Origin of the sequence: Cyanobacterium sp. uoEpiScrs1 (assembly GCF_947331815.1) — a bacterium.
Classification (GTDB): Bacteria; Cyanobacteriota; Cyanobacteriia; order Cyanobacteriales; family Microcystaceae; genus Rippkaea.
Map to the genome: position 1 here is coordinate 1,007,003 of NZ_OX373462.1, position 11,140 is coordinate 1,018,142.

Genomic DNA, 11,140 nt, shown 5'->3' on the forward strand with positions numbered 1-11,140 from the left:
ATAACTCTACAACCATTATAAGTTAATATTCCTATTCTTTATATTTTTATATATATTCGTAAAAATAAGGATGTTTGGCTTTAGTTATCTATACTAATTTTAAACTTATTAAATAAAACTTATACTCATAAACACTAAGTGTCTCTAAACATATCTTTTTGTAATTGTGTTTTTGTAAGCATCAACAGTTGATAATCTTTGACTTTACTTGTTAAACTCAGCTATGTTTTTATAACTTCTTATTATTATTGGCAATATCATTGTTTACTGAAATATACAGTATCATATCTTAGATTATCCTTGTACAATTATATTAGAATGTGGTACAGTGAGGAATTGTTTCAAATTTACCTTAAGCTCATGCCTAAACTAAAAACCCGCAAAGCTGCTGCTAAGCGCTTTCGCCTGACTGGAAGTGGTAAAAAGATTTTTCGTCGAAAAGCTTTTAAAAATCACCTTTTACAACATAAAAGCTCAGAGCGTAAGTACCGTCGCTTATCCCAACTTTCTTTAGTTAGCGAACAGGATGAAGCAAATGTACGTCTAATGCTCCCTTATTTTTAAAGAGGGTAGAGAAAGACCTGATTACTAAAATCTAACTCAAACGACAACTGTTTAGAAAACATTAAGTAGAGAGTCATTCATGACAAGGGTAAAACGGGGCAATGTTGCTCGTAAACGTCGTAAGAAAATTCTTAAATTAGCTAAAGGGTTTAGGGGATCTCACTCTAAACTATTCCGCAGTGCGAATCAACAGGTAATGAAGGCATTACGGAATGCTTATCGTGATCGCCGGAAACGGAAACGTGATTTTCGTCGTCTGTGGATCACTCGGATTAATGCTGCAGCGCGGATGCATGGAGTAAGTTATAGTAAACTCACTGGACAACTCAAAAAAGCTAATATTGAACTTAATCGTAAAATGTTAGCGCAGTTGGCTGTTACAGATCCCCAAGCTTTTGAAAAAGTAGTCGAAACGGCCAACACAGCCAAATGATTAAACTAGAGTCAACAGCGAAGAATTCAGTTAATTGAAGAAACTTCGCTGCAGCTCATCGATAAATTTAGTCTGGTTAGGGATTAAAAGTAAAATTTTAGAGGTTAATAATAAAGGCAGTATGTAAGATAACGATGAGTTTATCCCCAAAGATTATTGTTCTTGATGATGACCCCACAGGTTCTCAGACTGTACACAGTTGTTTGTTACTGATGCATTGGGATATCGATACTCTACGCTTGGGTTTAACTGACAAGATACCTATTTTTTTTGTTCTCACAAATACGAGAGCATTAATGCCAGAGGATGCCACTGCTCTTACACAAGAAGTTTGTCGTAATCTAAGGTCGGCTATTAGAACAGAAGGGATTAAAGATTTCCTAGTAGTTAGTCGGTCTGATTCTACATTACGGGGACATTACCCCATTGAGACTGATGTCATTGCCCAAGAATTGGGGGGATTTGATGCTCATTTTCTTATCCCTGCCTTTTTTGAAGAAGGAAGAGTGACTCGTGATAGCACTCATTATTTGTATGCACATGGCATTGCTACTCCTGTACATGAAACGGAATTTGCGAAAGATTCTGTTTTTAGCTATTGTCACAGTTATCTTCCTGATTATGTGGAAGAAAAAACTCATGGACGTATTAAAGCAACAGAAGTAAAACAATTTTTACTCCCAAATATTCGGCAAGGAAGTGTAGAGCAATTGATGAAATTAAAGGGAAATCAATGTGCAGTTGTTGATGGAGAAAATCAACAAGATTTAGATAAGTTTACACAAGATTTATTGACTGCAGTAGCATCAGGTAAACGATTTTTACTTCGTGGTGCAGCCAGTATCATAACATCTTTGGCACAATTAGAATCCCAACCGAATATCCCTGAAGAAATGGCTAAGTATAAACCTACAATCAACCCTGGGGTTGTTTTGGTAGGCTCTCATGTTGAAAAAACTACTCGGCAGCTCAAGCAATTACTCAAAGAAGAAGATGTAGCAGGCATTGAAATAGATATTGAACAGTTGCGAGATAAACCTAATCAACGGGAGAGTTTGTTGACTCAAACCTTAGATAAGGTCAAGGCAATTTACCAAGAAAACAAAACCCCAGTGATATATACCAGTCGAGAAGAATTAACTTTTGAAAGAGCACAAAGACGTCTAGCTTTTGGGGTCGAGGTATCTAACCTATTAGCGGAAGTGGTGCAAGGGTTGCCCCACGATATAGGATTTTTAATTAGTAAAGGGGGAATTACTTCTGACAATATACTTCGTAATGGACTAAACTTACGCTCAGTCCGCTTGTTAGGTCAAATTTTAGTAGGATGTTCAATAGTAAGAACATCAGTAGATCACCCGACCTTTCCAAATTTACCAGTAGTTTTATTTCCTGGTAATGTAGGAGATGATCAAGGGTTGGTCAAGGTATATCGTCGTCTAAATTAAGCTTCAGAATTGTCTGAGTATATCAACAGTTTGAAGGCTTAAAAGGACTTAAGTTCAAGCTTTAGATTTTAATTTTTAGTTTAAGAATCACAACAAACTATTTAGATAAATCTGAGTGTTCTAAGACTACTATCACTCTAATTTAAGTTCGTTGTCTGTGAGAATCAAATGCTGACGATGAATCTGCACTAATTGTAACTCCTGCTGAGAAATCTGCTCCAACATATAAATTACTTGTTCAGGTTTTAATATTGTCCCATCATTACGACAACTACCTAAATGTCTCAATATAACATAATTATCAATATCATAAGATTCTAGGGATAAATCAAATAAATATTCTCCTAAATTTACTGTGTTTTTCTTTCCAGATTTTGTAGTCTTTTCCCAACTAATATTTGGACAATTCTTAACTTCATCTATCCAATATTTCCATTGTTCTAATGGAAACAATTTAAGAGTTTTCACTGTTATTAAATAAGCAGCTTGATCTAATAACTGAGTAGCTGATAATGATTTAACTGGAATTTCTTCAACTTTATAAATGGGGATATTTGACGGAAGTTGTTTTGATAAAACTTGGACAATTTCTTCAAGTCTCATACTTTTAGTCAATTCAAAATCAACAATTTCTCCACCGCTTGTAATTCCTAAACTCAAAGCATTTGCAATTGAAATTCTGGGTCCAGGATGATACCCTCCTGTATAAGAAATTGGTAATGCCCCACGACGGACTACCCTATCAAATAGTCTTACTAAATCTAAATGACTGACTAAAGCCATTTCACCAACTTTGCCAAACTGAACTCGTATGCGTTGTGCCCTATTTTTGTTAGGTTCAAACTTTCCCTGAAACTCAGGAATTAGTGGAGGCTCTATTACTATATTATGACCAAAGTCTGGCCCACATACGCCACAATTAGAACAACTATTAAAGGCACAATCAGAAACGGTTGCTGCGTCTAAAGCCCGTTTTAAGTCTTCTTTGAGCCAAGTTTTATTAATTCCCATGTCAAGATGATCCCAAGGTAAAACTACGTCATAATTATCTACTGTTTCAAAAATATTCCATTCTCCATTCTTAACCTGACGGTATTTCCAGGTTAACTTCGCTTCGTCGATGGCTTGTTCCCAAGCAGCATGGGCTTTATCTGCATTTTCCCACCAAGAATCCATTCCTGCTCCTAATTCCCAAGCGCGACGCACTACAGAAGCTAAACGACGATCACCACGTCCAATAAAGTCCTCCATAGCCGATATCCGAATATCAGTGTAATTGACTTTAACCCCCCGAACTTTGCGAAATGCTTCTCTTAACAATTCCTGTTTACGACGAAATTCACTAGTAGATACCGAATGCCATTGAAAAGGAGTATGTGGCTTGGGAATAAAGTTGGAAATTGTTAAGGTGAATTGAAGTGATCGCTTGCCCTTGGGATTACATTCTCGTTTTAACCAATGCACAGTTTCTACAATACCAAGTACGTCAAGGTCTGTTTCTCCTGGTAAGCCAATCATAAAATAGAGTTTTATTTTGTCCCATCCTTGCTCAACGGCGGTTTTGATGCCTTTGAGTAATTCTTTGTCGGTTAATCCTTTGTTAATTACATTCCGTAGCCTTTGAGTTCCTGCTTCGGGGGCAAAAGTTAACCCTGATTGACGAGTTCCTCCAATAATGTTGGCAATATTTTCGTCAAAGCGATCAACCCGTTGACTTGGCAGGGACAAGGAAATATTTTCCTCTTTGAGGCGATTTTTGATTTCTAACCCTACTGACGGAAGAGAAAGATAGTCAGAACAACTTAACGAAAGTAAGGAAAATTCATTGTGTCCCGTCTGACGAATCCCTTTTTCAAGGATATTAACGATTTGTTCAGGTTCTACATCTCGTGCTGGACGGGTTAACATTCCTGGTTGACAGAAACGACAGCCACGGGTACACCCTCGACGTACTTCTAATACTAGGCGGTCATGTATAGTTTCTACAAAGGGAACTAACCCAATTGAATAAGCAGGAATAGGGGCTGCCACTCTTCGTAAGATTCGTTTTGGCACATCAGGGCAGTTGGGGTAAACTAAACTGTCTTCTGCAACATTATAAAAACGGGGGACGTAGACCCCTGGAACTTGAGCTAAATCTAAAAGTAAGTCTTTTCTACTTAAGTTATTGGCTTTCCCTTCTTCGATCACTAAGCCAATTTCCGGGAGTAACTCTTCTCCATCTCCTAAAGCAATAAAATCGAAGAAGTCGGCAAATGGTTCAGGATTAGAGGTTGCAGTTTGCCCTCCTGCAAAAACTAAAGGATAATTCTCCTGGTTGCGTTCTTGCCAAGTTAAAGGAATTTGGGCTAGATTAAGCATTTCTAGAACATTAGTTATTCCCAGTTCATAGCTAAGGCTAAAGCCTAAAATATCAAATTCAGTAAGAGAACGACGAGACTCTAGGGCAAATAAGGGAATGTTGCTATCCCGAAGTTTATTGGCTAAATCTGGGGCAGGAAGATAAGCTCGGTCACATAGTTGTCTTGGTTGAGCGTTTAGGATGTTATAAAGAATAATATGTCCTAAATTAGAAGCTCCAAGTTCGTAAACTTCTGGGTAAGTGAGAACCCAATACACATTAGCCTTATCCCAGGGTTTATGTTTAGCTCCCAACTCATTGCCTAGGTAACGGGCAGGTCTGTTGATATCAGGGGTGATTAGTGTTTCTATCGCAACTGTCATAATAAAACCTCCGGTACTCAGACTTCAGAATAAAATCCTGTCGTTTTTCTAATATATACCGGAAGTTTTGGGAAGTGATATGTAAGTTTAGGCTGCTGTAAGTTTAGGCTGCTATAACTTTGGGCATTAATAATTCAAACTGATGACGATTCTCAAAAATTTCTAATGCCTTATCTAATTGGGTTAGTTCAAAAATTATACGTACTGAGGGGTCTAAAGAGCACATACTGAATCGCTTGCCTAAACTTTCAGCTAAAGAATAGACATACACTAATGCCATTAATCCTGCACTGTCAAGAAACCCCACACTGTGCATATCGATCAAAAAGGTAGAATGTTTGGAAGAAGTTATCGTTTGAGTTAGTTCCTGTTGAAAATTAGCTGCATTGGCAGCTGTGATGTAGCCAATAGGCTCAATGATGGCTAGTTCGTGACCAATAAAATTACTCCTCATCATTGCCATGTATCCTCTGTTTAAAGCAGTTTACGTGATTAATGTGTACTCAAATTATAACCAGTTATTTTGACAAAAAAGTTGATCGAAATTAGTTTTATGGCTACGACTTAACCTTAGACAGTTAGCTGGAAGTGATATATGATGTCATGATTCAGTTATTCTCTCTCAACAAGAAAATTCATTTCCTGAACATTATAAATTTTTACCGGATCCTCATTATCTTCAGTTATTTTCTAGCCAACAGAGACTTTTCCATTTATTTTAAGTTAAATATATAATCAGAGATTATTAACCAGTACATAGTTGATATTTTATAAATAAAAAATTAAAAATTCTATTAATTCTTAATCAAATGCAGAATAGTGAAACTGATCGACAATCTCAGTACAAACTTGAAATAATACACTATTTTTAGTATTACTATTTTGTAATTTTATATCTTATTTGTCGTTATTAAGAGATAATGATTTTCAAAATATTCGATATCTAAACCTAAAAAATAATAATATTAAATTATTTATTAGAAGTCTAAACTTAGTTAAATGAATGTTATATAAAGTTTTTTCGCCAGCTATTATGGGCAAAAAATAATACATTTTATTTGATTTATTAGTACTTATTTCTTTTGATAGTTAATCTATTATTTTAATTGATTTTATTGGGAGTCAAACTACAATGCATATCAGTTGTGACAGAATATTCATCTGAATAGTAATTTTCAATAGGTGGGGTTAACCTACCAAGTAAATAACAAGATCCTGGTTGTTGTTATTTACTTGATGATGTTTTACTAATTCACTAACTGCGGATTTAGTATATTGTTGCAATTCAGAGTAATGGGAAAAAGAGTTTTCTTAATTATAGTCATAGTCTAACTTAGTTAAATTGAAAGTTACATTGGCAATCGTGTCAGTTCCGTTATCGAAACTAAGTCTAATATCTTATTTGGTAAAATTCAAGACAGTTCTTAGTGATCATCATATAAAAAAAGGTCTTGATAGTTTGACCAGATTTGTAAGATAAGACCTACACCTCAAGAAGATATAACGCATAATAGACTTTAATTTTTCGGTTGTTTTAGATAAGAATTTAAATAAATGTATTTTCTCGCATTTCAAAACAACAATCATTTACAATTTCTTTCCTAAGCATGATATTATCTTTTAAATAAAGTCCGATAAGTAATAAGTTCTGTTATTTGAGCCAAAATTTAAAGCATAATAGCCAATTATTCAAAGTAAGTTAAGTAGAATTTTTTTTTAAGAAACGAAAATAATAATCAATCATCGATTAATTATTATTCTGATAAAATTCTTGATACCATTTGACAAATTGTCGAATACCTTGGGTAATTGTAGTTGTTGGTTTGAACCCAATCTCGTTAACTAATTCATCTACGTCAGCATAGGTAGATAAGACATCTCCAGGTTGCATAGGTAAGAAATTCTTGATTGCTTTCATCTTTAAAGCTATTTCAATTTCTTTAATAAATTCTTTTAATTCTACTGGGTTATTATTTCCAAGATTATGAATTTTATAAGGCGGTTGATTAAGACTATTTAATGGAGACTTAGGAATAATTCTTACTATGGCTTCAACAACATCATCTATATAAGTAAAATCACGCCTCATCATACCATAATTATAAACATCAATAGGTTTTTTTTCTGTGATAGCTTGAACAAATTTAAAATATGCCATATCCGGTCTTCCCCAAGGACCATACACCGTAAAAAAGCGTAATCCAGTAATAGGAATCTGATATAAATGGCTATAGGCATGAGCCATTAACTCATTTGCTTTTTTAGTAGCTGCATATAGAGAAACTGGCCTGTCTACATTATCTTTAACAGAAAAAGGAACCTTTTTATTAGAACCATAAACTGAACTAGAGGAAGCAAAAACTAAGTGATTAATATAAGTGTGACGACAGCCTTCTAAAATATTAGCAAATCCAACCAAGTTACTATCAATATAGATTTCGGGATTTTCTAGAGAATAACGAACTCCAGCCTGAGCAGCTAGATGAATAACGTGGTCAAAGACACATTCTTTAAAAAGTTCCATGACTGAAGATCGATGGCCAATATCTAAAAGATTAAACTTAAAGTTTTTTTGAGGTAATAATTGGTCTAGGCGAGCTTGTTTAAGAGAAATATCATAATAATCATTTAGATTATCTACTCCATATATTTCGTATCCTTCTATCAACAATCTTTTTGCTAAATGGTATCCAATAAAGCCAGCTACACCTGTAATTAAAATTTGCATTTTTATTTATTAAAAATCTTAATTAAAAATTAATGAGTCAATAAATTAGAAAACTAATGAATTTTTATCTAAGGAGTGGAACATAGATTTTTATCAGTCGACTATAGTTTGTATTTTTCATATATTTGATATTAAACTCTGTTTTGGGCGCAAAACACAATGGAATGTGTTTTGCTAGATGTTCAAATAACTCTTCCATTTTAGCTGCTAAATCAAGTGAATTGTTAAAAATAAAAGAGTTTATTTGTACTATACTCAACTAATTTAGTAGTTGCCTCAGCATGAGAGGCAACAAGAAAAGCCTTTTCGAGAAAGATCACCATATTGCTACTTAACTAAAGGTTTTATAGCATTTAGAAAACAACATTAAGGAAACAGCTTTGTGTCGACAACTAAGCCATTGTTTTATAGGAAATTTTTTAAACAGACTCTATTGCTCGGCTAAACTAAAAAACATATCTAATAAATTTTAGGATAATATTATAATTAGAACACTCTAAGATTCCTAAAAAATATCGAACCTTTTTTACAAAAAGCAGACTCTACTAAAGAATAGATGCTCTTCAGTTATTTAACAGGCTAATTTGTGAAATACAGATACAATTAGGTAAATTGATTCAAACGATTATATTTATATATGTTTCGATTTTTTAAAATAGTTAAAATAAATAAATTTACTTGTTTAATACAGAGATATATCTACTAGAATTACAAAAACTAAGATAACAACGTAAGATTATTAATTTATAACTAAGACAGGTATTTTTTGACAAAAATAATAATGTTCTTCTAGTATAACTATTGAAGCCATTAGGCTAGGCGTAAATAGAAAAGTTGATTTAGTTAAGGTTAAGACTCATAGTTGCGGATATATTCCCCAAAATAATCGTAGTTATAGTCATCTAAGCAAAGGATTTCCGAGAAATGGCGATTTTGACTAGTTTAATAATCTCAGTAGGATGTTGAGCTATTTTAACTTTGGCTTTTTTGAAACGATCTATTATGGACTCTCCGGGAGAAATTTGTATTATTGATGGAGAGAGTTGAGCGGACACAATTGTCTCGGCATCCAATAAAGTACGTTCTATTGGTGTATGAAGCCCAGTAATATAAGCAATCACAGGTTTTTCAACAGCTGACGCAATATATTCAACTGCACATAGTTCAGCATGGCTATTTCCTTGCCCTAAGAGGACAATTACTTGAGTCGAGCTGTCTGCTTCAAGCATCTGTAACCAATATTCAAACTTTGAGCCAATAATACAATCTTGACCTAAACTGACAACAAGAGATTGACCTAACTTAGCTCGGGTTAATTCTCCGGCTACCTCATCAACTAGGCGATCGCAACGACTAACAATTCCCACAGATCCCGGAGTATAAAAAGAATGTTCACAGATTCCTAGCCAAAACTGATCAGGGATAACTAATCCCTGACTTCCTGAACCCAATATAAAAGTTTGGTTAACTTGTGCTTTATGGAGAAGATCAATCATATCTAGGGGAGGCACTCCCCCAGACACAATCACCAATTGTCTAATTCCTGAGTCCATTGCTTCTAGAGCTGCATCTAGGACTTTATAAGGAGGTGTAAAAATAATACTAATATCGATGTTTTTAAACTCACCGACCGCTTTTTCTACTAAGTTAAAGATTGGAATTTCATCTATTTTTTGACTGTCATTATTTGTACTAATTCCAGCTACAATATTCATCCCAAAAGCTTTCATTTGTTTTCCGTAGATACTTCCCAAAGGGGTTGTAATTCCTTGAATAAGGATTTTACTATCAGCTTGCCATTTCATAATTCAATATAGTTGCTATGTAATTGGATTGGATTGCAATCTTAGTTAAGTTAAATCAGAAGATAATCTGAAATCTTATTAACTTTGACCTGTACTAGAGAACAGGTTTTTATTTTTGGGTAATCTTAGCTAAAGAAGCCGTTGTAGTGATCGCTTTTTCTAAATTCTCAGTCAAATTAATGTCTAATTCAGAAAGACTTTCCTTAATTGATTCACAATCGCCCCCGAGTAAACGAAGTACTAAAGATGGTGGTTGCGTAATTTGGGACAGACGGTTCTGGGATAAACTATCCCGTCGATGCTCAAAGGAGTTAGTTCTCGTAGATTTTGAGAAAAGTTCTTCACGGAAGTTTGTCTCACGTTTCAGGTAAGATTGAAAATAATCAGTGATTCCTTCTGCAATTATTTTAGAAGTCTCAAGACTACCTAAAATGATGATTAACAGAATCTTGATATGGGTTAATTCAATAGCTTGTTCTAAGGCAATAGTCAGCTGTTCAACAAGAGAGTTCAATTCTTCCTGTTCGTTGAGCGTCCAAGCACAGGCTGGATTACCTCCTTCATCGGCCAACATCTCCCAGCTAGTTATAGTCAGTCCCCAGCTATTGCTAATGATGCCAATATTACCTTTTTGCGAGATAGATTTAATTGTACAAAGTTGGGGAAGAGTTAAAGGTTTGGAGATAACAGGTTCGAATACTATTCGTGAAGTATCTGGCTTAGATAATGTGAGTAATTCTACTAGATCTTGATGGCGAGACAAAGCTGCATCATTAACTGTGATTTTTCCATCAAGGGCCATAACTTCTCCAGTTGGACCTACTGCCAAAGGATTAATTTCAATTGAATCTAAATCTTTTTCCCAAAAAATCTGGTACATTTTTTCACAAATTGAACTCACTGTCTGAATTAGTTTTCCTTGAAGTCCCATTTTTACAGCTAAACGACGAGCATAAAAGGGTGAAAAGTCGCTATCAATCACCACTTTTTCCATATGTTTGAGGAGATTTTCCACATCAATCCCTCCTTTGGGTGAACCAAGTAAAACTGGACGTTGAAGTTTATAATCAAGTAGAACCGAAAGAAAAAATTCAAATTTTGTCTCATAGCGAGCTTCTGCCAAAATAACCTCTGGATATTCTCCTGAAATCGCAAGACTGAAAATAGCTTGGGCAGCTACTATCGCATCAATTGTATTTTCCACAAAACGAATACCCCCGGCTTTGCCACGTCCTCCAGAATGAACTTGTGATTTTAATACGACAGGATAAGGGATATGAAGGTGTTTAATCTCACCAAGATTAACAATAGGTTGAGATGGCAAAATGGGAATGCCCACTTGATGAAAAAGTTTTTTAGCTTGATATTCGAGTAAATTCATAACACTCCTAAATCTTGGAAGTCTAGTTTGGGAAAAATAGGGAAATATGTCACTTAG

Annotated in this window: 8 protein-coding genes; 3 read left to right on the forward strand and 5 right to left on the reverse strand. The window is 34.7% G+C overall.

The features are described 5' to 3' along the window. The first annotated feature begins 360 nt into the window (after positions 1–360). From rpmI to OXU93_RS03495, 3 genes are all read left to right on the forward strand, one after another. Positions 361–564, forward strand: a complete 204-nt coding sequence (rpmI, locus tag OXU93_RS03485; RefSeq protein ID WP_267384494.1) for a 50S ribosomal protein L35 — start codon at positions 361–363, stop codon at positions 562–564. Positions 565–643: 79 nt separating this feature from the next. Next, a complete protein-coding gene (gene rplT, locus OXU93_RS03490) occupies positions 644–997 on the forward strand; it encodes a 50S ribosomal protein L20 (protein ID WP_267384495.1) in 354 nt (117 codons plus the stop codon). A 134-nt stretch (positions 998–1,131) separates the two neighbouring features. Next, on the forward strand, positions 1,132–2,445 hold the full coding sequence (locus OXU93_RS03495) for a four-carbon acid sugar kinase family protein (RefSeq protein ID WP_267384496.1): 1,314 nt from the start codon (positions 1,132–1,134) through the stop codon (positions 2,443–2,445). Between the two features lie 132 nt (positions 2,446–2,577). Here OXU93_RS03495 and OXU93_RS03500 read toward each other — a convergent pair whose 3' ends face one another. The 5 genes from OXU93_RS03500 to OXU93_RS03520 form a co-directional block, all read right to left on the reverse strand. Then, positions 2,578–5,169 (reverse strand): TIGR03960 family B12-binding radical SAM protein, encoded by a 2,592-nt coding sequence (locus OXU93_RS03500; protein WP_267384497.1) that lies wholly within the window; start codon positions 5,167–5,169, stop codon positions 2,578–2,580. A 103-nt stretch (positions 5,170–5,272) separates the two neighbouring features. Beyond that, entirely contained in the window at positions 5,273–5,626 is a 354-nt protein-coding gene (locus tag OXU93_RS03505; protein WP_416378784.1) for an STAS domain-containing protein, read from the reverse strand. A 1,290-nt stretch (positions 5,627–6,916) separates the two neighbouring features. After that, entirely contained in the window at positions 6,917–7,897 is a 981-nt protein-coding gene (locus OXU93_RS03510) for an NAD-dependent epimerase (protein WP_267384498.1), read from the reverse strand. Between the two features lie 902 nt (positions 7,898–8,799). Continuing rightward, positions 8,800–9,702 carry a succinate--CoA ligase subunit alpha gene (locus OXU93_RS03515; protein ID WP_267384499.1) on the reverse strand — a complete coding sequence of 301 codons (903 nt, stop codon included), beginning with the start codon at positions 9,700–9,702 and terminating at the stop codon, positions 8,800–8,802. Between the two features lie 109 nt (positions 9,703–9,811). Beyond that, positions 9,812–11,083 carry an ATP-grasp domain-containing protein gene (locus OXU93_RS03520; protein WP_267384500.1) on the reverse strand — a complete coding sequence of 424 codons (1,272 nt, stop codon included), beginning with the start codon at positions 11,081–11,083 and terminating at the stop codon, positions 9,812–9,814. Positions 11,084–11,140: the final 57 nt, after the last annotated feature.

Excerpts from the sequence above, each read along its gene's own strand:
- rpmI (WP_267384494.1), top strand. The coding sequence starts at position 361 with ATGCCTAAACTAAAAACCCGCAAAGCTGCTGCTAAGCGCTTTCGCCTG.
- OXU93_RS03495 (WP_267384496.1), top strand. The coding sequence starts at position 1,132 with ATGAGTTTATCCCCAAAGATTATTGTTCTTGATGATGACCCCACAGGT.
- OXU93_RS03515 (WP_267384499.1), bottom strand. The coding sequence starts at position 9,702 with ATGAAATGGCAAGCTGATAGTAAAATCCTTATTCAAGGAATTACAACC.
- rplT (WP_267384495.1), top strand. The coding sequence starts at position 644 with ATGACAAGGGTAAAACGGGGCAATGTTGCTCGTAAACGTCGTAAGAAA.
- OXU93_RS03500 (WP_267384497.1), bottom strand. The coding sequence starts at position 5,169 with ATGACAGTTGCGATAGAAACACTAATCACCCCTGATATCAACAGACCT.
- OXU93_RS03520 (WP_267384500.1), bottom strand. The coding sequence starts at position 11,083 with ATGAATTTACTCGAATATCAAGCTAAAAAACTTTTTCATCAAGTGGGC.
- OXU93_RS03505 (WP_416378784.1), bottom strand. The coding sequence starts at position 5,626 with ATGATGAGGAGTAATTTTATTGGTCACGAACTAGCCATCATTGAGCCT.
- OXU93_RS03510 (WP_267384498.1), bottom strand. The coding sequence starts at position 7,897 with ATGCAAATTTTAATTACAGGTGTAGCTGGCTTTATTGGATACCATTTA.